The organism is Allostigmatella hybrida (assembly GCF_020103775.1).
GTDB lineage: Bacteria > Myxococcota > Myxococcia > Myxococcales > Myxococcaceae > Hyalangium > Hyalangium aurantiaca.
This window is the reverse complement of the sequence record NZ_JAHXBH010000001.1, coordinates 499,389-523,753: the sequence shown is the minus strand read 5'-3', so window position 1 is coordinate 523,753 and position 24,365 is coordinate 499,389. Positions and strand designations below refer to the sequence as shown.

15 protein-coding genes are annotated in these 24,365 nt (G+C 71.9%); 4 read left to right on the top strand and 11 right to left on the bottom strand.

Annotation, left to right across the window (positions count from 1 at the left end; translation table 11 throughout):
- Positions 1 to 114: 114 nt before the first annotated feature.
- Positions 115 to 2,220, top strand: coding sequence for a BamA/OMP85 family outer membrane protein (locus tag KY661_RS01995; RefSeq protein WP_225408565.1), 2,106 nt, complete (start codon positions 115 to 117; stop codon positions 2,218 to 2,220).
- Between the two features lie 65 nt (positions 2,221 to 2,285).
- Positions 2,286 to 6,869, top strand: coding sequence for a translocation/assembly module TamB domain-containing protein (locus tag KY661_RS01990; RefSeq protein ID WP_317987202.1), 4,584 nt, complete (start codon positions 2,286 to 2,288; stop codon positions 6,867 to 6,869).
- A 6-nt stretch (positions 6,870 to 6,875) separates the two neighbouring features.
- Here KY661_RS01990 and KY661_RS01985 read toward each other — a convergent pair whose 3' ends face one another.
- Entirely contained in the window at positions 6,876 to 7,916 is a 1,041-nt protein-coding gene (locus KY661_RS01985; protein WP_225408563.1) for a hypothetical protein, read from the bottom strand.
- Positions 7,917 to 8,136: 220 nt separating this feature from the next.
- On the opposite strand from KY661_RS01985, the gene KY661_RS01980 reads away from it, so the two are divergent.
- A complete protein-coding gene (locus KY661_RS01980; RefSeq protein WP_075008942.1) occupies positions 8,137 to 8,868 on the top strand; it encodes an expansin EXLX1 family cellulose-binding protein in 732 nt (243 codons plus the stop codon).
- A gap of 57 nt (positions 8,869 to 8,925) precedes the next feature.
- On the opposite strand, the gene KY661_RS01975 is transcribed toward KY661_RS01980, so the two are convergent.
- The 4 genes from KY661_RS01975 to KY661_RS01960 are packed head-to-tail and all read right to left on the bottom strand — an operon-like array spanning position 8,926 to position 14,798.
- Positions 8,926 to 9,711 (bottom strand): coiled-coil domain-containing protein, encoded by a 786-nt coding sequence (locus KY661_RS01975; protein ID WP_225408562.1) that lies wholly within the window; start codon positions 9,709 to 9,711, stop codon positions 8,926 to 8,928.
- 51 nt (positions 9,712 to 9,762) lie between these two features.
- Positions 9,763 to 11,451 (bottom strand): hypothetical protein, encoded by a 1,689-nt coding sequence (locus tag KY661_RS01970; RefSeq protein ID WP_225408561.1) that lies wholly within the window; start codon positions 11,449 to 11,451, stop codon positions 9,763 to 9,765.
- Positions 11,448 to 12,050: a YdeI/OmpD-associated family protein gene (locus KY661_RS01965; protein WP_225408560.1), complete on the bottom strand. Its 603-nt coding sequence runs from the start codon at positions 12,048 to 12,050 to the stop codon at positions 11,448 to 11,450. The genes KY661_RS01970 and KY661_RS01965 overlap by 4 nt, the downstream gene beginning before the upstream one ends.
- 21 nt (positions 12,051 to 12,071) lie before the next feature.
- On the bottom strand, positions 12,072 to 14,798 hold the full coding sequence (locus tag KY661_RS01960) for a VWA domain-containing protein (RefSeq protein ID WP_225408559.1): 2,727 nt from the start codon (positions 14,796 to 14,798) through the stop codon (positions 12,072 to 12,074).
- 115 nt (positions 14,799 to 14,913) lie between these two features.
- Between KY661_RS01960 and KY661_RS01955 the strand changes: the two genes are divergently transcribed.
- Positions 14,914 to 16,518 carry a serine/threonine-protein kinase gene (locus KY661_RS01955; protein WP_225408558.1) on the top strand — a complete coding sequence of 535 codons (1,605 nt, stop codon included), beginning with the start codon at positions 14,914 to 14,916 and terminating at the stop codon, positions 16,516 to 16,518.
- Positions 16,519 to 16,521: 3 nt separating this feature from the next.
- Here the strand turns inward: KY661_RS01955 and KY661_RS01950 are convergent, their stop codons facing one another.
- The 6 genes from KY661_RS01950 to KY661_RS01925 are packed head-to-tail and all read right to left on the bottom strand — an operon-like array spanning position 16,522 to position 24,360.
- Positions 16,522 to 18,240 (bottom strand): BatA domain-containing protein, encoded by a 1,719-nt coding sequence (locus KY661_RS01950; RefSeq protein WP_225408557.1) that lies wholly within the window; start codon positions 18,238 to 18,240, stop codon positions 16,522 to 16,524.
- Complete coding sequence (locus tag KY661_RS01945) at positions 18,237 to 19,085, bottom strand: DUF58 domain-containing protein (protein ID WP_225409168.1); 849 nt, start codon at positions 19,083 to 19,085, stop codon at positions 18,237 to 18,239. Before KY661_RS01945 ends, KY661_RS01950 begins: the two co-directional genes overlap by 4 nt.
- 5 nt (positions 19,086 to 19,090) lie before the next feature.
- Positions 19,091 to 20,575, bottom strand: a complete 1,485-nt coding sequence (locus KY661_RS01940; protein ID WP_225408556.1) for an ABC transporter permease — start codon at positions 20,573 to 20,575, stop codon at positions 19,091 to 19,093.
- Complete coding sequence (locus KY661_RS01935) at positions 20,572 to 21,549, bottom strand: ABC transporter ATP-binding protein (RefSeq protein WP_225408555.1); 978 nt, start codon at positions 21,547 to 21,549, stop codon at positions 20,572 to 20,574. Before KY661_RS01935 ends, KY661_RS01940 begins: the two co-directional genes overlap by 4 nt.
- Positions 21,546 to 23,372 (bottom strand): hypothetical protein, encoded by a 1,827-nt coding sequence (locus KY661_RS01930; RefSeq protein WP_225408554.1) that lies wholly within the window; start codon positions 23,370 to 23,372, stop codon positions 21,546 to 21,548. Before KY661_RS01930 ends, KY661_RS01935 begins: the two co-directional genes overlap by 4 nt.
- Positions 23,365 to 24,360: an AAA family ATPase gene (locus tag KY661_RS01925; protein ID WP_225408553.1), complete on the bottom strand. Its 996-nt coding sequence runs from the start codon at positions 24,358 to 24,360 to the stop codon at positions 23,365 to 23,367. The genes KY661_RS01930 and KY661_RS01925 overlap by 8 nt, the downstream gene beginning before the upstream one ends.
- Between the last annotated feature and the right edge of the window lie 5 nt (positions 24,361 to 24,365).

The window sequence follows — 24,365 nt, the reverse complement described above, 5'->3', positions numbered from 1 at the left end:
TCCCCGTCCCGAGTGTCCGCCATCCGCCCTTCTCCGAAGGAAACGCGACAAAGGCGGAGGCTTGTCGCATCCCGGGCGAGGCAATCGCACTTCGAATGGATATGACCGGGAACCGTGGAAGCCCGTCCCCATTTCCGTTTTCTGCTGCTCGCCGTTTCCCTGTTGCTGGCCAGCGCCTGTGCCGGAAAGAAGCCCCGGCCCGACGCCCTCAAGGTCGATGACCTTGAAATCAAGGGCACGAAGCAGGTCAGCGAGGGCAGCATCAAGTCGAAGATCCTCACCACGGACACACCGTGGTGGGAGCCGCTGTGGCCCTTCGACAAGGGCCCCTCCTACTTCGATCCCATCGCGTGGGAGGCGGACCGGCGGCGCATCGAGCGCTACTACCAATCGCAGGGGTACTACCAGGCCCGCATCACCTCGGAGACCGAGAACGAGGTGAAGCCCGAGGGCAAGGACGCGGTGAAGGTCCAGGTCACGGTGCGCGAGGGCGAGCCCACGCGCATCGAGGCCATCAACATCACCGGCCTGGAGCCCCTGAGCGAGGAGCACCGCAAGCTCGCCACGGAGGCGCTGCCCCTGAAGAAGGGCGACATCTTCCAGGAGGAGAACTGGAGCGGGGTGAAGGAGCTCATCCAGGGGCGGCTCCGGGAGGTGGGCTACGCCGGGGCGGAGGTGACGGGCGAGGCCCAGGTGGACCTCGCCACGCAGCTGGCCACGGTGGCCCTGCGGGTGGCCCTGGGGCCGCGCTACCGGTTCGGCAACGTGTTCATCTCCACGGACCCCAACCCCCAGGTGAGCCCCAAGCGCATCATCGAGCAGGCGCAAGGCGCCATCCGCAAGGGCGCGTGGTTCAGCGAGTCGGCGCTCGCCGAGGCCCAGGCCCGCGTGTTCGCCATGGGCGTGTTCGGCGCGGTGAAGGTCAACCGGGGCGGGCCCGACCAGGAGGCCGTCACCGTGCCCGTGGTGGTGGACGTGCGCGAGGCCCCCATGCGCTCGGTGCGGCTGGGCGGCGGTCTGGGCATCGACGCCACGCGCCAGGAGGCGCGGGCCCTGGCCGAGTGGACCAACCGCAACACCTTCGGCGGGCTGCGGCGGCTCACCGTCCGGGGCCGCGTGGGCTACGCCTTCCTGCCCTCCTTCTATGCGGGCGACGACGTGAAGAGCGGCGTGGTGGGCGAGCTCACCACCGAGTTCGAGCAGCCGCGCTTCCTCTTCCGGGATCTGCGCTTGCAGGCCTCGGTCACCGGCGAGAAGGGCCTGGAGCAGGCCTACTCGTTCTACGGCGGACGGCTGCGCACGGGCGTCATCTGGCAGCCACACCCGAACCTCTCCATCTTCCCCGCCTACAACATCGAGCGCTTCCGGCTCCAGGGGCGCGTGGAGGGCAACGAGACGGTGCCCCCCATCACCCTGGGCTGCCGCGAGCGGGACTCGGGGAGCTCGGGAGGCACCTCGTGCGACATCTCCCTGAGCTACCTGGAGACCACCATCGAGTGGGACCGGCGGGATGACCGGACCGAGCCGCGCAACGGCTACTACGCGGCCCTGTCTGTCCAGGCGGGCGGTGGGCCCCTCCAGGGCGACTTCACGTACATCCGCCTGCTGCCCGACGTGCGCTACTACCGCTCCTTCGGCGAGCAGCAGCGGCTCACCGTGGCGGGCAAGCTGCGCCTGGGAACGCTCGTTCCCTACAGGAACGAGGAGACCGGCCTGCGGCAGAGCTCCATCGTCAACCGCTTCTTCTCGGGCGGCGGCTCGTCCATGCGCGGCTTCAACAGCCGGCGCCTCTCGCCGCTCACGCCCCTGAACCCGGATGATCCGGAGACAACCACGGTGCCCGTGGGCGGCAACAGCCTGTTCGAGACTTCCCTGGAACTCCGCTACCGGATGACGGAGAGCCTGGTGGTGGCCACCTTCTGGGACACGGGCTCGGTGAGCACGGGCTCCCTGTCCTTCGGGCGCAATTCGCCCCTCAACAACCGGCTGTACCACGCGCTGGGCCTGGGGTTGCGCTACCTGACGCTGGTGGGCCCCATCCGGGTGGACATTGCGCGGCGGTTGAATATCGGCCCCCCCTTGCCCATCGAGCCTTCCGGCTCCACATACACCCTGCCCAGCTCCGGAACATGTTTCGGCCTGGGCGGTAAGAAACGTGAGTACGCGGGCGCCCCCGACGGGCTCTGCACGATTCAGCTGTCCATTGGAGAAGCATTTTGACGGAAGCTCCCCCCACCTCTTCGCATCCCCCTTCCCGGCCTCCTCATGCGCGCTGGCGGCGCTGGGTGCGACGCTCGGTGTGGGGGGTGCTGGGACTGGTAGCAGTAGTCCTGCTGCTCGTGGCGGGGGTGCTCGTCTATGCCACCTCTCCGGCCGGAGAGGGGTGGATCCTCCAAAAAGGCCTGTCCATCGCCAACGAGCAGTTCACGGGCAAGCTGGAGGCGGGCGCCGTGGACCTGCGGCTCACCGGCGTCACCCTGCGGGACGTGAAAATCTATACGCCCGAGGGCGAGCTGGCGGCCGAGGTGGCGCTGGTCGACGCGAACCTGGCGCTTCTGCCCCTGGCGGGCCAGCACATCGTGGTGCGCACGGCGCGCGTGGAGCGTCCGCGCCTGTACCTCGTGCAGGATGAGCGGGGCCTGAACCTCCTGCGGGCGCTGGAGCCCCGCGAGCCGAAGCCCGAGGAGCCCGACACGGGCCGGGGCACGCTGCGGCTTTCCCTGAAGGACTTCCGGCTGGAGGACGGCTACGTCGACTTCCAGGCCGAGGGTACCGCGGGCGCCGAGGGTCAGCACGTGCGGCTGGAGGACTTCGACGCGTCCGGCGCCGCCAGCTACGCGGCGGCCAAGGTGGCCTTCGACGCGCGGCTGGAGGCCACCGGCGGCCTGGCCCTCCCGGTGAGCGGCCCAGTGAAGCTGTCGCTCCGGGGCCAGGGCGAGGAGGAGAACCTCTCCGCGGACGTGAACCTCTCCATCGCCGGCCTGGAGGCCGTGGCCCGCGGCGGCATGCGCGGCATGAGCGACCTGTGGGCGGAGATTCAGCGCGTGTCGCTGGCGCCGGAGACCGCGCGCGCCTTCGTGCCCACCTATCCCCTGCTGGTTCCCGTGACGCTCCAGGGCAACGGCCAGAAGCAGGGGGACGTGGCCCGGACGAACCTGGGGGTGAAGGCGGGCAAGGCCTCGGTGCACCTGGACGGCTCGTTCAACCTCCTGACGATGCGCTCGGATGGCGTGTCCCTGAAGGCGCGCGACATCGACCTGTCGGAGCTGGTGGAGAACGGCCCGCCCACCGCCATCGTCGCGAACCTGTCCGCGCGCGGCGGGGGCACGAGCCTGGAGACGCTCGACGGCGACGTGGAGCTGACGGTGTCACCCTCGAAGTTCCGCGAGCAGCCCCTGGGCCCGGTGGACCTGCGCGCGAGCGCGAAGGACGGCCAGTACACGCTCTCGCACCTGCGGGTGCTGGTGCCGGGCGCCTCGCTGGACGCGCGCGGCCAGGGCACCATCGACAACATTCAATTGAAGGGCAGCCTGAGCGCCTCGGATCTCGCCGTGCTGGGGCAGACGGTGGGCAAGCTGGGCCCCGGCCCCGCGCTGCCCCTGGCCGGCAGCGGCGCGCTGGACTTCCAGGTGAAGGGGCCGCTGCGCACCCCGGCGATGACGGCCTCGGGCACCTTCTCCTCGCTGGCCTACGCGGACACGGCCCTCAAGGACTTCAACCTGAAGGCCTCGCTGCCGGATGTGACCCAGCCCCTGTCCGTGGATGCCTCGCTGGTGGTGGGCGAGCTGAGCACGGGGGGCCGCACCTTCCAGAACCTCGCGGCCACCGTCGTCACCCAGGACCGGGACCTGAAGGCCAGCGTGAGCACCCAGGGCGAGGTGGAGCTGAACCTCAGCCTGGCGGGCCTCGTGGACGCGGACCAGCAGGGCCTCGCCGTGAACGCCCTGACGCTGGCCTACCCGGAGGCCACCTGGCGGCTGCAGAGCCCCACCCACGTGCGCTTCGGCGGCGGCCGCATCGAGGTGAAGCCCGCCCTCAGCCTCGTCTCCGACGCACAGCGCTTGGCCGTGCAGTTGCTCCTGCAGGGCGAGCGCGTGGATGCACGCGTGGACGTGGGCGCGCTCGACCTGTCGCGGCTGCCCCGGGCCTTCGTGCCTGAGTCCATGGGCCTGGGCGGCACGCTCTCCGCGCAGCTGAGCGCCAAGGGCCCGCTGTCGCGCCCGGATGCCACGTACGCCGTGTCGCTCGCCGACGGGCGCTTCCAGCAGTACACCGGCCTGGGGCTGGAGCTGAAGGGCACCTACGTGAAGGACACGGCCCAGGGCACGCTGAGCGCCCAGGTGCCCGCCGCCCAGCTCAACGCGGACTTCAAGGTGCCCGTGCAGGCGGTGCTCAAGCGCCGCAAGGACGAACTCAACCTCCAGGTGGAGCTGTCGCGCCTGGACGTGGCCGAGGTGATGAAGCTGGCCAACCGGCCCGAGCCCGTGAAGGGCCAGATTACTGGCCTGCTGAAGGTGACGGGCCCCGCGCGGGATCCAAAGCTGGAGTTCACCCTGAACGGCCAGGGGCTGGAGGCCAACGAGATGCTGCCCGGCCGCCGGCCGCTGAAGCCGCTCGGCTTCAAGCTGGTGGCGGCCTCCCAGGCCTCGGACGGCACGTTGGACGTGCGGCTCGACGTGACCGACCTGGGCAAGGAAGCCTTCGTCACGCTCGACACCCCCTTCACGCTGGGGCAGCTCATCGCCAAGCCGCCCACCGCGGACGAGGTGATGCGCACGGTGGTGGCCCTGGAAGCTCAGCTGAGCGAGGTGCCCGTGAGGCTGCTCGCCCGTGTGGCGGGGTTCCGCGGCCGGGGCACGGACGGCACGCTGTCGTTGAAGCTCGGCCTGAACGGCTCGGTGCTCGTGCCCCGGGGGCAGTTGGAGCTGATTGCCCAGGGGGCCACCTTCAATGACCAGCGCCCGCTGGATGCGCGGCTGATCGTGCGTGGCGAGGGCAAGGACACCCGGCTGGAGCTGACGGCGCAGCAGCGTACGAAGGATGGCCAGATGCGGCCGCTGATGGACCTGAGCGCCGTCGTCTCCGCGCCGATGGGCGCGCTTCAGGATCCGGACGTCATCGGCTGGGTTCCCTTCCAGGTGAAGGGCCGCATCCACCCCACTCCTCTGATCGAACTGCCAGGGCTGGCCGGCGAGGGCAGCCCCCTGCCGCAGCGGGTGAAGGGCCTCCTGTCCCTGGAGTTGAACGCGGCGGGCACTCCCGCGGCGCCCAAGATCGACCTGACTGCGGGCCTCCAGAATCTGGGCATTGATGAGAAGGCGCTCGGCCAGGCCCGCTTCCACTATGCCTATGCGAATGCCCGCTCCAACGCGGACGTCCTCCTGACATCCCCCACCGGGGGAACCCTGCTCGTAGAGACCCAGGTGCCCCTGGACCTGTCGCTGCACGGCATGAAGCAGGCGCCCGACATGAACACCGTGCCCTTGGACGTGACGCTCCGGGCGAGGCGCTTCGACCTGGCCTTCCTCGGGGGGATCCACGAGATGGTCCGAGACCTGGGCGGGGAGCTCGAGGCGGATGCGCGCGTCGCCGGCCAGCTGGGCGCGCCCACGCTGAAGGGAAAGGTGAACTGGAAGGACGGCAAGATCGGGCTCATGGGGTTCGGCTCGTACCGGGATATCCGGTTGGCGCTGGACGTGACCGAGGAGCAACTCAAGCTCGAGGAGCTGTTCGCGCGCAGCGGCTCGGGTGAGCTGAAGCTCATCGCCAATGCCAAGTCCACGCGCGGCGCGTTCGCGCTGACCGGCAAGGTGCATCTCAAGGACTTCCCTATCGTCTCCGATGATCAGCTGCTGGCCACCGTCGAGATGGCATCGGAGATGAAAGGAACAATGGATGCGAGGCTCGTCAACATCCAGGAGTTCCGCATTGACAGTGCCACCGTGATGCTGCCCGAAGTGAAGCGCAAGGAGCTGCAGGCGCTGGAGAAGCCCGGGGACATCGTCATCGTGCGCAACGGCCTGCTCGTGAACAAGCGGCGCAAACCCGCCACCCCGGCCTCCTCCACGCCGGGCACGGGCGGCACCGGCACCGCGGGGACCGAGGAGGACAAGCCCGCGGCCCTGCGTACCTACGAGATCCATGTGCTCGCGCCCAATTACATCAAGGTGCGCGGCACAGACGTGAACGTGGACATCCGCATCCCGCTCAACGACTTCTACGTCTCCTACAAGAACGAGGCGGAAATCTTTGGCACCATCCGCGTGGTGCAGGGCCGGGTGGATGCGCTGGGCCGGCGCCTGGACCTCCAGAGCAACAGCGAGGTGCGCTTCGGCGGCCCGCCGCTGGCGCCGTACCTGAACCTCACCGCCGAGCACAACAATGAGCGCGAGAACGTGAAGGTCTTCATCCACGTGCGCGGCCAGGGCAAGGACTTCACCATCGAGCCCACCAGCGAGCCGCCCATGTCGGAGACGGAAATCTACACGCTGCTCGCCACGGGCCGCAGCACGCTGGAGCGCAACTCGGGCGCGTCCATGTCCGCGGGCGCCCAGGCGGCCTCCGTGGTGGGCTCGCTGGTGGCCTCCCAGGCCAAGCAGGCGCTGTCGGCGGAGCTGCCCCTGGACGTGTTCTCCATCGAGGCGGGCGACAGCGGCGGCCTCCAGGGCACGCGCCTGGAGGTCGGCAAGTACATCTCGGATAAAATCTACGTGGGCTACACCGGCCGCGTGGGCGAGGTGGCCAACGAGCGCCAGAACTCCAACGCCGTGCGCTTCGAGTACCAGTTCCACCCGAGCTGGAGCCTCGAAGCCAACTACGGCGACGCCCGCTCGGGTGGGTTGGACCTCATCTGGAGCAAGGACTACTGAGCCGCGCTACAGCGCGAACATCTCGAAGCAGGAGCCCGCCGGGCCCGCGCCGGAGATGGGGGCGCTGGGGGCAGCCAGCCACGCCCCGCCGGCGGCGCACTGCTGCCAGGCCCCGTTGCCCGACGACTGCACGCAGGTGCGCGTCGGCACCGAGCGGCCCAGCGTGGACGAGGCGCAGAACGGGTACGAGGCGGTGCAGTTCGAGGGCTTTGCCGTGGAGCCGCCCGTGAAGACGCCCGAGAGGCACTGCCGCCAGAGCGCGTCCGAGGAGCTCTGCACGCACGCGCCCTGGGCCACGTCCGCGTCCACCGTGCCCGAGTAGCACGTGGCCCCCGCGCCGGTGCCCCACGCGTACTCGCCCTTGAAGCGGTTGAAGACGCTGGCCACCAGCGACGAGCCGCCCACGGTCGTCTTCCCACACTGAATCGCGTAGGCGCCCACCCACGGGGTATACGTGTAGAGCGCGGCGGTGGCCTTGTTCACGGGCTTCACCGAGCACGGATCCGAGGTCTGCTTGGTGAGCCCCACCTTCCAGCCGGAGACGGTGGTGCGGCCCGCGTCCAGGTCGTTGAAGTAGCCGCGGATCTTCTTCGCCGAGCACTCCACCTGGTTGCCGAAGCCCGCGTAGGACACGTCACAGCCGGCGGTGTCCGGACAGCCGCAGCCCGTGGCCTTGGCCAGGTTGGTGGAGGTGCCGCTGGTGATGAGGCTCGACTCGGTCTGGATGCGCGCCAGCATGTACAGCGGGCTGATGCCGTAGGCGCGCGAGCGCTCGACGATGAGCGTGGCGCCCGTCTTGCCCCAGGCGGGATCCGTGTAGCCCGCCAGGTAGCTGCCCTTCTGCTGGAGGAACTGCTGCACCTGCGCGGGGGTGATCCACTGCCCGCCGGAGATGTCCGTGTCCTCGAGCAGCCGGTGCATGTCGTACTTCGTCGTGGCCTCCATCAACACCTGGCCGGTCAGCTCATCCACCACCGGCTCTTCCGTGGGGCCACAGCCCACTGCGAGCAGCACGGGCATCACGAGCACGCAAGCACGAAGCGTCATCACGATCTCTCCTGGGGAAGCGCGGGCGGCGGATGCCCGCAGTGGAAAGTTCGCGTCTTAGAGGGATTCGCATGTTTCAAACAATCCTTTTCTTTCGACTTTGGCGGATTGTTTTCTTCACGGTGTATTGATCAGGGTGCGCAAAGAGCCACCTGCGGCCGGCCACATGATTCGCCAATGCGCACGGTATGCTTTGCGTCCCCTCTAGGAGGTTTGTTTCATGCGATTTGGAAAGGCTTTTTCAGCGCGCGCGCTGCTCGTGGCGGGAGTGCTGTCTTTGGCGGCTTGCTCTGACAGTGACGAAGGCGGTGATGGCGGCGGCGGGGGCGGCGGGGGTGGCGGGGGCGGTGACGTGGGCCTGGGCAAGGACCCCAAGCCCGGCAAGGTCAACAGCTACGAGACCGAGGGTGATGGCAGCTGCAGCTTCGGCGTGCCCGTGGGCGAGAAGTTCGTCGCGGCGCTGAACACCACCGAGTTCTCGGGCTCGGCGGTCTGTGGCGCCTGCGCCGAGGTGGATGGTCCCAATGGCAAGGTGATCGCCCGCGTCGTCGATGTCTGCCCGGCGTGCGCGCCCGACCTGATGTTGCTCAGCCAGGAGGCTTACTCGAAGGTCGCCTCCGGCGGCGAGGTGTCGATGAACTGGAAGCTGGTGGCCTGCGGTGTGAGTGGCCCCGTGCGCTATCACATCAAGGAAGGCAGCGGCCCCTACTCCTACTTCGCGATCCAGGTGCGCAACCACAAGGTGCCCATCAAGAGCCTGGAGGTGATGCGGGCCACGGGCTGGGAGACCCTCACGCGCGAGAACTACAACTACTTCGTCGGCAACGCCCTGGGCCCACCCCCGCTCAAGGTGCGCATCAAGGGCACCACGGACGAAGTGCTGGAGGACACCCTGAACTTCAACTTCAGCAGTGACGGGGTTCAGCTCGACGGCGCGGCCCAGTTCAAGTAGCGCCTGCCGCCGTGCGCCGGACAGGGGCGTCTCCTCCGGGGAGGCGCCCCTTTTTCGTTACGGGCGTCCGCCGCCGTTGGCCTCCCGCCGGCCGCCCTGCCCACCAGGGCCTCCCGGGCCGCCCACGCCGCGCGCCTGCCGCCACTCGTCGCGCCGCGCCTCCACGTACTTCTTCTGCTGGTCCGCGCCGAGCAGCTTCTGCATCTCCTCGTCCGTCTGCTTGCGCGCCTCGCGCAGCTCGCGCTGCATCTCCCGGGGCTGCTTGGTGCCCGCGCGCACCTCCTCGATGAGCGTCTTGCGGCGCGCATCCTCGTCCTCCAGCCGGCGCATGAGCTGCTGCTCCTGGCTGGAGTTCAGCCCTGCCTCGGAGACGAACTTCCTCCAGTTCCCGGAGCGGTCAAGCTGCACCTGGGACATCGCCTGCATCCAGCGCTGCTCCTGCTCCTTGCGCCGGGCGTCGCGCATCTCGTCCTGAACCGAGGTCATCATCTCCTTGAGGTACTCGCGCCCGCCCTCGGAGTTGAGCGCCTCGCCCGCCATCAGGCCGCGGATTTCATCCTTGAGCTGATCCACTTCCGCGGCGAGCGCCGGGGGAGCGCCCTCGCCCGGCGCCGCGGCGGTGCCGGGACGCCGCTCGGCCTCCCGCAGCCGCTGGGAGAGCAGTTGCACGGTGCCCTCCAGCGCCTGGACGCGCTTCTCCAGCGCCTGGACCTCCGGGCCGGCGGCCCCCGGGGCCTCTGCCATCGGAGGGGGCGGCACGATGACCGGCGACGAGTTCGCCAGGGCCACCACGAGCGCCAGGGCGGCCAGGCCCAGAGAAGAAAATCCAAGGAAGCGGTTCATCATGGCCTCACGGACGGAAAAGAGGCCCAGTCTATTCCACCGGACGCGCCCTCAGAACAGCCGCGAATAGGTGGGCGGGAGCCCGCGCCGGGGGGTCCACCGCTGGCCATTCTCGGGCAGCCAGAGCACATGGAACGCGCTTGCCTGCCCCTCGTACCTCACGGTGTGCGCCCCTTTCTCCAGGGTGAACACCGGGGACGTCACGGGGGCGCCGTCGAGGAACAGGGTGCCCTGCGCCAGCGCGCTCGCGGGCTCGATGAAGTAGGTGTCCGCCCGGACGGCGAGGAAGCGGGCCTCGGCGAGGCCCGTGGGGGGCACCTCGTAGCGCTGGCCCCACAGGGAGATGTCCCCATCGAAGGGCTGGTAGTGCTCGGACAGGAAGCGCTTCAGGGAGGCGGGGAGCCCGTCCTTGCGCAAGTCCTCCAGGTGCAACACGCACCCCTGGGCGAGCAGCGCCTCGGGCACCTCGCGTGCGAGCGTCCCGGCGATGGCGCCGCGCAGGTAGGCATCCGTGTAGAAGTAGAAGTACGCGTGCGGGCGGCTCACGTAGCCCCCCGAGTTGTCGTAGGCCACGTCGTCCGGCGCGGTGAGCGTGCCGACCTGGGCGAGCACCTCGCGCTGGCGCGCGTTGGAGTCCCGGCCGAGGCGCTGCTCCAGCCGGCGCAGCTCCACCGCCAGCAGCGCGATGAGCGCCGCGGCCCCCACCGCCTTGCCCCCGGGGGACGTCACCGCGCCCAGCCCCACCCCCACCCCCCGGGCCGCGAGGACGGCGAGGATGCCCAGGAACGGCAACAGGCTGTAGGGGAACGGAGCCTGCTGGAGCGCGTAGGCGCCGAACGTGGCGGGCAGCGCCACCACCAGCAGGAGATCCGGCTCCCGCCACCGGGCCCGGCGCCATCCCTCCCGCACCGTGGAGGCCAGCCCGAGCGCCGCCAGGGTGAAGAGCCAGGGGTGCGCCGTCCAGACGGGCGCCAGGTACACGCGCCAGGAGAACCCCGGGTAGCGGCGCTGGTGAGCCGCGGCCCAGGCAAAGCACCACTGCCACCAGGCCCCCCAGGAGCGCGTCACCGTGAGGTAGGCCGCGAGGACGGCAAGCACGGCCGCCGCCCCCGTGAAGAAGGCCCGGGGAGAGACAAGGAGCGCGGGGCTCCGGCCTCGCCGCAGCACCAGGTCCCCGGCCAGCACCAGGCCGATGAGGCCTCCATAGAAGAGGACTTTCTGCGAGCCCCACACGGCGGCCACCAGCAACGCCCCCGCGCCGAAGGCCTTCAGGGACGAGGGCTTCCCGGCCAGCAGGGCCAGGGCGCCCAGGAAGAGCGCGAAGGCGAGCGGATCCGGGCGGACCTCCGTGGCGAGCGTGACGAAGGGTGGCGTGGCCAGCAACAGCACGGGCGCCAGGAGCATGGCCACGGGCCCCTGCTTCCGGTTGAGGCTCGCGGCGGCCACGCAGGTGCCCACGAGCGGCACGAGCATGGCGGCCCTCAGGGCCAGGATGCTCAGCGGCGAGTCCCCGGAGAACCAGAACACGGGCGCGAGCACCTGGTAGACGAGGGGCAGGTGGACCTCGAAGAAGTCGCGGTACGGCACCTGGCCCCGCGCCACGAGCCACGCGGCGTGGGTGTACTGGAACTCGTCGATGCTGAAGCTCTTGTGCAACGCCAGCCGGGCGGCCTGCACGCTCAACCCGAGCCACGCGCCCGCGAGCCCCAGGAGCGCGGCCCACCGCCCTGCCTGAATCATGGGTGGAGCTTTTCGTGCCGGGCGAGCATCTCCACGAAGAGGGCGATGCGCCGGGCCCGGGTCTCGGCCTTCTTGGCCGTCTGGAGCCGGAAGAGGATGGCGTAGCGGTTGGCCGCGTTCAGCGTCTTGAAGAAGGCCTCGGCCGGGGGGTTGGCCTTCAGGGCCGTCAGGAAGTCCTCGGGGACCACCGCCCGGCTCGGCGAGTCGTAGGCGGCCTCCCAGCGCCCGTCTTGCTTCGCCCGCTCCACCGCCGCGAGACCCGCGGGCTTCATCGCTCCGGCCTCGATGAGCGCCAGCACCTTCTCCCGGTTGATCTTCGACCAGATGCTTCGAGGTCCCCGGGGGGTGAACTTCTGGAGAAAGGCGGCCTCGTCATGCGCCTGCCGCTGTCCGTCGATCCACCCCCAGGCGAGCGCCACCTCCAGCGCCTCCGCGTAGGTGACCGACGCGACGCCCGAGCCCTTCTTGGCGAGCTTCAGCCACACCCCCTTCGAGGAGGCATGGTGGGCGTCGAGCCAGGCCGTCCAGGCGCGCGGGTGCGCGAAGGCCATGACCGGCAGCTCCCCAGCGGGCGTCTTGGGTGTCCTCTTCAATGCCATCCGGGGTCCTCTTCTCCGGCCTCAGCGCCCCAGCCTCTTGCGGGCCCGGGCCCGGGCCGCCTCCAGCGCCGAGTCCACACCCCCTTCGGGAGCCTTGGGCGCGGGCGCTGCTTCGGGCGCTGCTTCGGGCGCCGAGGGTGCCTGCGGGGCAGGCGCGGCACGCGGCGCGGGGCTCGCCGCCAGGGGGGCGCCGGAGACCGGCTTGCGCAGGCGAGGGGCGGAGAAGAAGCGGCGCACCACCACCTCGGCCAGCAGCACCAGCACCGCGAAGCCCACCAGCCAGGGCGCCAGCGCCACGCGGCCCTCGGACACGGGCGCCTCGGCGAACAGGCCCGCCAACGACAGCCGGTCCACCCCACCGCCCACCTGGGCCACCGAGCGCAGCAGCGCCAGCCCCTCGGCCGCGTTGCCCGGCTCGAACTCCGGCGCATAGGGAAACGCCACGGGCGGCGCCCGCAGGGCCCGCTCGCCCAGCTTCACCACCGGGTGCCACGTGCCCCGCCCCGGCAGCGTGTACTCCCCCACCAGCCGGTCCTCGTCTTCCCACCGCATCCGCACTTCCACGGGCGGCCCACCGCCCTCGCCCGGCAGCACCACCAGCGAGGGCAGCACCGTGGGCATCGGCTCGCCCGGGGGCAGATCCAACGTCACCCGCAGCAGGTTGCCCCGGCGCTCGGCCCGCACCACCGCGGCCTCCTGCGCCGCACGGCCCTCCTGCATGGACCAGCGCACCATGCCCTCCAGCGTGGCGCGCAGCCCGGACCACTCCCGCAGCTCCGCACCGGTGAAGGGCCCATCCACCTCCGCCATGAAGGCCACCGCCCGGCCCGAGCCCCGGGGCCACAGCGCCAGCAGCGGCGCGGCGTTCTCGTCCAGCGTGCGCATCGCGACGTTCGCCTGGGGCTTCAGGTACGTGAGGTTGTAGCCGCCCACCTGGGGCAGCCCCAGCGAGGGCAGCCGTCCCAGCAGCGGCAGGTCGGGCGCCGCCTCCACCGAGGTGGGCACGTCCACGAAGGCCGCGCGCGCGATCGTGAGGGTCTCCTGGCTGAAGATGCGCGGCAGGCTCATCGCGTCCTCCGCGAAGTAGATGCGGCCCCCGCCCAGCTGGGCCACCTCGCGCAGCAGGTCCGCGTCCGGATCCTTCGGCGTGCCCAGGCCAATGACCGACACCGTCACGTTCTGCCGCCGCAGCGCGGCCAGCGTCTGGCGGTAGTCGTCCGGCTCCTCCGAGTCCGCCGCGTCCGAGAACAGCAGCACGTGCCGCGTGGCCTTCTCGCTGCGGAGGATCTGCGTCTTGCCCTCACGCAGCGCCTCGCCCACGAAGATGCCGCCGCCGCCGCTGAAGCCCCGCGCGACCTTGTTCAGGGGCAGCCCCTCCCCCACCGGGCTCAAGGGGAAGATTTCATGCGGCTCGGTGTCCACCATGTGCACGGAGGCATCGTCCCGCTCGTTGAGCAGGGTGAGCGCGCCCACCACGCCCTCGGCGGCCACCTCCATCTTCGTGCGCCCATCGGGCACCGTGGCCCCCATCGAGCAGCTGCAGTCCATCAGCACGCTCAGCGCGAGCGAAGTCCGGCGCTGCTCCTCGCGCAGCTCCAGGGACACGGGCAGCACGGGCTCCAGCACCGAGCGCCGGTAGCCACCCTGGCCGAAGCTGTCGCGGCCCCCCGTCATCACCAGCCCGCCGCCGGCCTGCTCCACGTAGGCCGCCAGCGCCTGGAGCCCGGGCTCGCCCAGCGCATTGGCGTCCACGTTCTCCAGCACCACCGCGCCCACCCCGTCCAGCGCGTCCAGCGAGAGCGGGAAGGGCTCGCGCACCTCCAACCGCAGGCCCGCGGCCCCCAGCGCCTGGGCCAGCGTGCCGGCCGGCTGGCGGCTGAGCAGCAGCACGCGCGGCGGCCCCTCCACGCGCAGCACCGCGCGGCCCTCGTCGTTCTCCACCACGCCGTCCCCGGGCGCCTCCACCTTGAGGCGGTAGCGGGCCAGCCCCTCCTTCTCGGCCAGGTCCCGGAAGGGCAGCACGTTGGAGCCCGGACGGAACTCGAAGGGCCCCTTCACCAGCGGCTGGCCATCCCGCTCCAGGAGCACCGTGCCCGTCACCGCCTGGGAGGCCACCACCACGGCGGAGAACTGGAACGGCTCCCGCGCGGACACCACGGAGGGCACATCCAGCGAGACGACGGCCAGGTCCAACGGCACCGCCTCGCGCGCCACGTGGCGGAAGTCCACGGCGATGCCCCGGGCCGCCAGCCGCCGGGCCGCCCCCCGCGCATCCGCCCCCGTGGCCCGTCCGTCCGCCACCACCAGCACCCGCCCGGTCCGCTCCGGCGGGATGAGGGCCTCGGCCGCATCCAGCGCCCCCGCCAGGTCCGAGGCGTCCGCGTCCACCGGCCGGGAGAAGCCACCGAAGGTGCCCTCGGCTCGCAGGGGCTGCTCCACCCGGGCCTCACGTCCGAAGGCGATGACGCCCAGCCGGTCCCCCGTGCGCCGCTGTCCCTCCAGCAGCGTCACCACCTCCAGCGCCACCCGGTCCGCGTCCAGCGGCATGGAGCGCGAGCGGTCCACCACCACCACCACGTCGCTGCCCGCGTGGCGCAGCACCAGCTCGGGCCCCGCGAGCGCGCCCACGGCGAGCCCCAGCAGCACCCACCGCAGCGCCCCGGGCAGACCTGGCCGCCTCCCCCGCTTCCAGAGGAACAGCCCCAGGGGGACGAGCAGCACCAGCGCCTGTGGCAGGGAGAAGCTCACGGAGTGCGGCCACTCTAGCGCCGCCCGCGCCCCCCAGGGGCCCTCAAGACACCCGCGAATCCCAGGCCCCCCCTGTCAACTTTCCCTACGGGTTTGGTGTAGAGTTTCTTTTGGAATGGTCCCCATCCGAGCCGGACACTTTCTGCCCTCGGTGCAGGGCGCGGACTCGCGCTCCTTTCAGGAGGAGCGCGCATTCCTGCGGCAGCGCCTGGTGTTTCTGTACAAGACGCTCTTCGCGCTGTCGGCCAGCTTCTTCGTCGCCACCGCCGGGGGGTCCATCTTCCTGAACCACCGGCCGTGGGAGGCCGTCCTCCTGAGCACGGGCGCGGTGGCCCACGTGCTCAACATCCTGGGCGCGGCGGCGTGCTGGGTGACGTGCCGCAATGCGTCGCTCTCCATCCGGGCCCTGAAGTGGCTGGAGGGCCTGGCCCTGGTGGGGCTGCTGTACCTGCTGAAGGTCAGCTCGTACTCCGGGGGCGACACCTACGGGCTGCTGCTGAGCACCACGTGCGCGATCATCTCGCGCTCGGTCTTCATTCCCACCTCCGTGCGCCGGGCGTTCTGGCTCTCCCTGGCGTGTGCCCTGCCGGACGCGCCCCTCATGGCGCTGAGCCTCTCCGCGCGCGGCTCGCCCCAGGTGTTCCAGGCCACGCTCGACGCGGTGCTCTGGAGCGCCATCACCGTCACCCTGGCCACCCTCATCTGCAAGACCATCTACGGGCTGCGCCAGGAGGTGCGGGATGCGCGGAGGCTGGGCCAGTACACGCTGCTGGAGCGGCTGGGCGCAGGCTCCATGGGCGAGGTGTTCCTGGCGAGCCACGCGCTGCTGCGCCGCCACACCGCCATCAAGCTCCTGCGCGCCGACGCGGGCGGCCAGGAGCTGGAGCGCTTCGAGCGCGAGGTGCAGCTCACCAGCCAGCTCACCCACCCCAACACCATCGCCATCTACGACTACGGCCACACCTCCGACGGGCTCTTCTACTACGCCATGGAGTACCTGGAGGGCATGGACCTGGCGGAGCTGCTCGCCGTGTCGGGGCCGCAGCCGCCCGAGCGCGTCATCCACATCCTCAGCCAGGTGTGCGGCGCGCTGGAGGAGGCGCACGGCCAGGGCATGCTCCACCGGGACATCAAGCCCGCGAACCTCTTCCTGTGCCGGCGCCGGGGCATCCCGGATCTGGTGAAGGTGCTGGACTTCGGGCTGGTGAAGCAGGTGGGGAGCCCCGAGGACTCTGGCGCCTCCGAGGGCACCGTGGTGGCCGGCACGCCGCTCTACCTGTCCCCCGAGACGCTCGCCACGCCCGGCCAGGTGGACGCCCGATCGGATCTCTATTCGCTGGGCGCGGTGGGCTACGCCCTGCTCACGGGCCACCACGTCTTCGAGGGGCAGAGCGCCTCGGAGATCTGCGCGCACCACGTGAACACGCCTCCCGTGCACCCGGAGGCCCGCCTGGGGTACGCGCTGCCCGCGGACCTGTGTGACATCATCCTGCGCTGCCTGGAGAAGCAGCCCGGGGCGCGCTTCAACAGCGCCCGGGAGCTGCGCGCGGCGCTGGAGGAGTGCGTGCACGCCCGCGCCTGGACGGAGCTGGAGGCCGAGCAGTGGTGGGCGGCCCAGAAGGACGCGGACCTGGAGACCACGCTCGTGCGCAACAACCCCCTGGAGCTGTCCGGCACCCAGACGCTGATCACGGCGGACCTGGGCGATCGCGCCGCGTAGCGCTCACGGCCGCCGCGTCACGTAGAAGTCCAGGAGCAGCGCCCCCAGCAGCACCACCAGCGGCCAGCGCGCCCGGCCCGCCGGGGCCGCCCCGTCCACGTCCCGCGCCTCGGCCTGGGCCTCCCGCTCACCCGCGCCCCGGCCTCGCAGATCCGACTCCCGCGCATCCAGGGGCAGCACGTCCGCCATGTCCACGGGCTCGCCCTCCCGCAGCAGCGTGTAGCGGCCGGGCACGGGCGGCGCGGGCAGGGTGAGCGCCCCCGCCCCGAAGAGGGGCTTCGGGCCCAGCGGCCCCTCCAGCGCGTAGCGGGCCCCGGCCTCCGTCACCACGGGCAGGGGCTCGCCCACGTTGAGCTGATGGCGCGGGAAGCCCTCCTGGGCCCGCCGCGCCTCGCGCACCACGTTGCCCAGCAGCACCGGCCAGGCCGGGGTGCGCTGGAGGTTGGAGCGCGCCAGTGCCAGGTTGAGGTGCACCCGCCCGTCCTCCTCGGACAGCAGCACCGTGTCCTCCGCCGTCACCAGCGGGCGCCCGGGCGGGTTGCTCCCCGCCGTCCAGCGCACGCCCCCGAGCTGCACGTCATCCAGCAGGGGGTGGCCCTTCTCCGAGAAGAAGGGCCCTACGAAGGTGCGCAGCGTGCCGGAGGCGCCCACCGTCAGCCGCGCCTCCGTACCCGGCGGGCCCCACAGGAGCGCGCCCTCCGCCGCGCCCACCTCCACGCCCGGCGCCACCGACAGGAAGCGCTCCAGGGCCTGGCGCGCCGGGGCCTCCAGCGCCTCGGCCAGGGCCAAGCGCACCGGGCGCACCGCGGAGGGCACCAGCCGCGCCTGCCCATCCTCCGGCAGCGCATCCGGCGGCAGGGACACCTCCACATCGCCCGCGTTCTCGAACGTCAGCCGCACCGTCGCCGCGCCCTCCGCGGGCAGCGTCACCGGCTCGCTCCGCTCGGAGCCCTCCTTCGCGCCCGCCCCGGGCCGCGCGAGCACGCGCAGCGCCACCTGCTCCGGGCCCCCGAAGCGCGCCACCCGCAGCGTCACCGTCGCGAGCGGGCCCTCGTCCCGCCGCTGCGCGGACACCAGCGCCACGTTGTCCCGGGGCGCGCCCAGCGCCGTCCACCGCACGGAAGGCGGCACCACCACGCCCTCCTCCGGCATCGCGTCCGTGAAGAAGTGGACCCGCTGGCCGGGCCCGGCCAGCTCCTGCGCCCATAATAAGGTGGGCGTCACGTCGTGGCCTGCCCCCAGCGCCTGGAAGGACTCCAGCGCCGCCAGGGCCCGCGAGGGCTCCGCCTCCGGCCCCGCGAGCACCTGGGGCGACAGGCCGCTCGCCAGCACCGTCACCCGCGTGGCGCCCTCCGTGTTCAGCCGCGTGGCGGCCTCGCGGCGCACGCGCTCCAGCACCGTCACCCCGTCCGGCCCCCGCGCGGAGAGCGAGAGGCCGCCGTCCACCACCAGCACCACGTGGCGGCCCCGGGCCTCGTCCCCCCAGCGCACGTCCGCCAGGAAGAGGGCCGCGGCCAGCACCGCCAGCGCCTCCAGGAGGAGCGAGGCCTCGCGGGTGAAGCGCTCGAAGCGCGGCCCGGCCTCCGCCCGGGGCCTCGGCGTCCGCCAGAGAAACAGGGCGCTCACGGTGACGGGCTTCTGCCGCCGCCGCAGGAAGTACGCCGCCGCCAGCGGCACCCACGCCGCGAGCGCCAGCAAGCCCCAGGGAAAGCCGAAGCTCACGCGCCACCTCCCGCCAGGAAGAGGGCGCGCAGGGGACCTCGCACCAGCGCCTCCAGCGGCTCCGGGGCGGGGGCCGTCAACAGGGCCGCCCGGGCCCGCAGCGCCGAGGCGCGCAGCATCCGCTGGTGCTCCGCGAAGCGGCGCGCGTACGCGGCCAGCACCTCCTCGGTGAGCAGTTCCTCCAGCGCCGCGCCGCTCTCGGCATCCACCAGCCGCGCCCCCTCGCCGCCCGAGGGCTCCAGGTCCTCCGCGTCCAGCACCTGCACCAGGAAGAGGGCCGCGGCGCCCCGCGCCAGCCGGGCCACCAGGCTGTCCAGGTCCGCCTCGAAGAGGAAGTCGCTCACCACCACCCGCAGGCCGCACGGCCTCAGCGGCGGCAGCCGGCCCAGGGCCCGCGGCAGCTCATCCCTCGCGTCGAACACCGAGGCGCGCACGGCCGCGCCGCACGCATGGCCCTGCGTCCGCTCCGCCCGCGTGCCCGAGGTGAGCACCGTGGGCGCCAGCCCCTGCAGGGCCCCCACCTCCACCGTCAGCAGCGCCAGCTCCCGCGCGCGGGCCTCCTTGCCGGGGCTGAGCGCCATGGAGCGCGAGCCATCCACCAGCACCTCCAGGCGCGGGGACACCTCGTCCTGGCGGACGCGCAGCACCATCTCCCCGGTGCGCGCCACCGCGTTCCAGTCCACCTGCCGCAGGTCATCCCCGGGCTGGTAGGCGCGGAAGTCGTGCAGCTCCATCGAGGCGCCCACGGAGCTGGCGCGCACCTCGCCCACCCGGCCCCGGTGGGGCACGCGGGGCAGCGCCAGGGTCAGCCCCGGTGCCAGCCGGGCCACCGCCTTGCCGTCCATCCCGCTCACGCCTCGTGCGCCTGCCGCTCGCGCCGGGCGAGCACCCGGTCCGTGGCGAAGACCGCCAGCACCGCCACCCCGCACAGGACGAGGAGCAGCTCAGCGGGCATCCGGGGCCGCTCCACCATGTAATCGTAGGCGGCGAAGTTGACGGTCCCCACGGCCGGGTTGAACAGGTTGAGCAGGCCGTGGTTCGACTCCAGGCCCAGCAGCAGGGCCACGAGGGGAGGCACCACGCAGCCCAGGCCCACCAGCGCCACGAACAGCAGGCGCACCGACACGGGCGAGGCCCAGCGGTCCGAGCGCGGCATCCGTCCCAGCAAGAGCGCCGCCGAGAGGAACAGCAGCACGTAGGCCGTCCCGGCACTGGTGGCGAGCATCAGCGTCTCGCGGTGGGTCCGGGTGCCGGGCGAGTCCCACTGGAGCAACAGGATGAAGACCGTCCACGCGAGCAACAACACCACGATGAACCGGAAGCCCCGCAGGGCGCCGGGACGCAGCAGGGACCAGGCCCGGGTCTTCGCCCGGAGCGGCCGGGCCTGCCCATCCACATCGGTGGCCACAAAGAGGCCCGCCAGGGCGAGGTGAAGCCCGCCCAGGATGCCCCCCGCGAAGGCCAGCTCCTGCTCCTGGGACTCCTGCCACCAGAGGCCCATCACCACCAGCGCGCTCAGCGCCATCTGAAGGAGGAGCGCCCGCCGGGGGCCGCGCGTGTAGTCCTCGGTGCTCAGGCTCAGCCGGGAAACGGCCGTCTCGAAGAGCAGCACGCCGTAGCTCACCATCAGCCACATCGCCACGCCCACCACGGCGAAGAAGCCGTTGTCCCGCATCATCCGGGCACCGCCCGAGCTCAGCGCGAACGCTCCCCCCAGCCCCTGGGCCACGCCGCCCGCCAGCACGCCCAGCACCACGAAGTGCATGAAGGCGCGCCCCAGCCGGCCCTCGGCCAGCGTGGCCGCGCACACCCCCAGCACCGTCAGGAAGACGAGCCAGAGCGCCCCCAGCCCCAGCACCACGAGGATGCTCGGCAGCTCGATGCCATTGAGGTAGTAGCTGAACAGCAGGAACGGCCCCGCCGCGGAGGCATACAGCCCCGCCTGGATGAGGAAGCTGGCCACCTTGCCGCGCAGGATGCGCCGGGGGCCCAGGCCGGTGAGCGTCAGCAGCACCCACGTCTCGTCCTCGCGCTCGCGCGCCAGCGAGCGGTAGGCGCTGTAGGGGATGATGAAGAAGTGCACCAGCCCCAGGAAGACGAAGAAGGTGAAGAAGTACGTCTGTCCCTTGGGCCGGTAGCTGCCCCCGCGCATGTCCCCATACGCCAGCAGCGCCACCAGCAGGCACGCGAGCAACATCAGCCCGAAGCACACCCAGAACAGCCGGGTGCGCAGCCCCTGGCGCACCTCCTTCACCACCAGCGGGTTGAGCCGCTCGCCCAGCCGCTCCGCCAGCCGGGCCCACCGGGAGGGCAGCGGCACCACGTCCTCACTCACGCCACCCTCCCCTTCGTCACCGACATGAACGCATCCTCGAGGTTCAACTGGCGGTGGCTGAACGCACAGACCGGCACCCCGGCGCTCACCAGCACCGCCAACAGCCGCGCCGCCGCCTCATCCACCTGCGCCGGCGTGGTGCCGGGCTCCAGCGCCAGCCGCACGTGCAGGCTGCCCGCCTCGTGCGTCACCTGGCTCAGGCCTGGCTGCTCCAGCAGCAGCCGCTCCGCGTGCGCATACGCCGCCTCGCCCTCCGCCCCCGCCGCCAGCCGCACCTCCAGCTCCGCGCCCGTGCCCGTGCTGCGCGCGAGCAGCTCCGCCACCTTGCCCGTGGCCAGGAGCCGCCCCTGCTCGATGATGGCGCAGGTGTCGCAGATCTCCGCCAGCTCCGTGAGGATGTGGCTGGAGATGAGGACCGCCTTGCCCTGGTCCGCCAGCGCCCGCAGCAGCTCGCGCAGCTCGATGCGCGCGCGGGGGTCCAGGCCATCCGCCGGCTCGTCGAGGATGAGCAGCTTCGGATCGTGCAGGAGCGTGCGCCCGAGCGCCACCCGCTGCTTCATGCCCTTGGAGAGCGCGCTCGTCAGCTTGTCCTTCAGCGGGTGCAGCCCCGTGAACTCCATCACGGACGCCACGCGCTGCCGGCGCACCGCGCCCTTCAGGCCGTAGGCCCGCGCGAAGAAGTCGAGGAACTCCCAGACGGTGACATCGTCATAGGTGCCGTAGCGGTCCGGCATGTAGCCGATGAGCGGCCGGACCCGGTCCGGCGCATCCACCAGCGAGTGCCCATCCAGCAGCACCTCGCCCCGGGTGGGCGCATCCAGCGTGGCGAGAATGCGCATCGTGGTGCTCTTGCCGGCACCGTTGGGCCCGATGAAGCCCAGGATGGTGCCCGCCTCCAGCGCGAAGGACACGTCATCCACGGCGCGCAGGGGGCCGTAGTCCCGCCGCAGCCCCTTCACCTCCAGCAAGCTCATGGTCCGTCCACCGTGCCGCGCATGTAGTGCACCCCCTCGTGGAGCTCCGCGGGCAGGGCCGTCATGAAGCCAAACCCCGCGCCGCCCAGGCGGACCACGAACTCCCCATCCTCCAGCGGGCGCCAGAAGGAACCGGAAGGATTCGAGCGGCCCTGGAGCGGCGAGACCACCGGCAGGTGCGTCGAGAGAGGCTTCACCTCCCGCGCGGGCGAGGCCAGGGCCTGGCCCCCTTCGTCCACCTCGCCCAGCGGGTAGTCCACGCCGCCCAGCCGCACGACGCCCGCCTGGAGCGGCGCGCCGAGCGCGTTCTGCACCTTCAGCGCGTTCCCCTCGGTCCGGACCACGAGCCGGGCCCGCGTGGGCAGCACATCCAGCTCGCCCCACTCCACATAGGTGCGCGACGGCAGGAAGCCCTCCGTGCGCATGCCCCCCGCGCTCCAGTCCAGCTCGAGCTCCGGCTCCGGCCCCTCCTCGCTTTCCAGGAGGACCCCCTGCGCGGGCACCTGAAGGGCCCGGGGGGAAAGGTTGGCGTAGTAGCCCGCCACGGCGGCGGTGATGAGCCGGTCCCGGGGCCGGTCCAGCACGCTGTAGCTGTAGCGTGCCACGTGGGTGACGAAGCCCTCGCGCAGCACGGAGTCGGCGATGATGAGCAGACAGGTGAGCAGCGCCACCGCCGGCACGCCCACCAGCAGCGCCACCGGCCCCCGGCGCCGCGCCAGGTAGAGCCCCCCGGGCCCCACCAGCAGCGTGAACAGGAAGATGAGCACCAGAAAGCGCCCCAGGGGCGCCAGGGCATTGGGCAACAGCGGCGTCTCACTGTGCCCGAGGTACGCGAAGCGGTCGGCCAGGTCCCCGCGGCCAAAACCCCGGGGCGCGATGGGCAAGCCGCGCCTCCCCGGGAGCGCGTTGAGCGAGGCTTTGCAGTCCGTGGGGGACGGGCTGCACAGTGCCACCTGGCCCAGGCCATAGGCCCTCCACGGCTCGAGGGTGTCTCCGGCGGACAGCAGGGGCAAGCGCGGGAGGAGATCCCGCGGCGGCTGCATGAGCAGGAGGGCCCCCCCGGCCGCCGCCTGGTGCTCCAGCGTGGCCCAGAGGTCCGGGGGCAGGCTCGCCACCTCCTCCGTCACCATCACCACGTCAAAGCCCACGTAGGCGGCCAGCTCGCGCGGAGCCTGCTGCGCCGGCACGAAGAGGGCGCTCAGGTGGGAGGGCTGCTCCTCCTCGGACAGGGGCAGGGACGTGCCCGCCTCGAACCCCTTCCGGTCCCCAATCACCAGGGCCGTGAGCCCGCCAGGCCGGTACAGGTACACGCTGTGGGCGTTGACCGGCGGATGGCCGGGCACCGTCACGCTGACGGAGCCTGCGGCCATCGAGGCGGGCACCAGCAGGTACAGGGCCAGCCGCTGCCGGGCCCCCAGCTCCACCGTCCGGGAGACCCTCGTCGTGGCGGCGCTGTGGCCTTGGAACGCCACCGTCACCGGGTGCGGCCTGGCATCGGTGCTGTGGAGGATGACCTCCAGGGGGGAGTAGCCGCTCCGGGCCCGGAGCGAGCTGCTGCGCACCGACACGCGCAGCCAGCCCAGCTCGTCGAAGCTCTCCAGGGTGCCCGCCAAATCCGTGTAGGCCACCGGGGCCGGGACCGGCGCCTCCGCCTCGGCCACGGCCGCCATCACCGGGGACGCCGACGCCGCCTCCGCCGCCGGAGGCGCCTCCGCCGAGGCCTCCGGAAGGGCCGTGTCCACCGCCTCGGACACGGCAGGAGGTTCCGCCGCCCCGGGCGCCGTCAGGAGCAGCGCGGCCAGGAGGACGCCGAGACTACCCACGCGGCACCTCGGGCACGGCCTGGAGCAGGGCCTGGATGACGTCGGTGGTGGCCACCTTCTCCAGCGAGGCCTCGTAGGCGAGCACGAGCCGGTGGTTGAGGATGGCGGGCGCCGTGGCCACCACCTCGTCGAAGCCCACGTTGGGCTTGCCGCGCATCAGCGACAGGGCCCGGCCCGCGGCGGCGAGCGCGAGCGCGGCGCGGGGCGAGGCGCCATAGCGCACCAGGCGGCGCACGGCCTCCGGGGCGTGGGGCTGGCGCGGATCCGAGGCCTCCACGAGCCGGCCGATGAAGTCCGCCACGGGCACGGGCAGGTGCACGCGGTCCACGGCGGCGAACAGCGCCGCCAGGCGCTCCGCGTCGAGCAGCGGCGGCAGCACGGGCGGCGCCCCGCGCACGCGCGTGGTGAGCAGGGTGGTGAGGGTGCGCGCGCCCACGGGGGGCACCTGCACCCGGAAGAGGAAGCGGTCGAGCTGGGCCTCGGGCAGGGGGTAGGTGCCCTCCAGCTCGATGGGGTTCTGCGTGGCGAGCACGAAGAAGGGCTCGGGCAGGGGGCGCGTCTGGCCCAGCACCGTCACGCTGCGCTCCTGCATCGCCTCCAGCAGGGCCGACTGCGTCTTGGGGCTGGAGCGGTTGATTTCATCGGCGAGGACGACGTTGGCGAACAGAGGCCCCTCGCGGAAGGTGAACTCGCGGCGGCCCTCGCCCTCCAGCACGTAGGTGCCGGTGATGTCGCCCGGCAGCAGGTCCGGGGTGAACTGGATGCGGCGGAAGGGCAGGCCCAAGAGCCGCGCCAGCGCCTTGCACAGCTCGGTCTTCCCCAGGCCGGGCAAGCCTTCCAGGAGCACGTGCCCGCGCGCGAGCACCGCCACCACCACCTGCTCGACGACCGTCTCCTGATCGAGCAACACCTGGGCGAGCCCCTTCTTCACCTGGGCCGCCACCTCCGCCGCACCCTGCACCTCGGCGGGGCTCAAGAGCTCAGACACGCAGG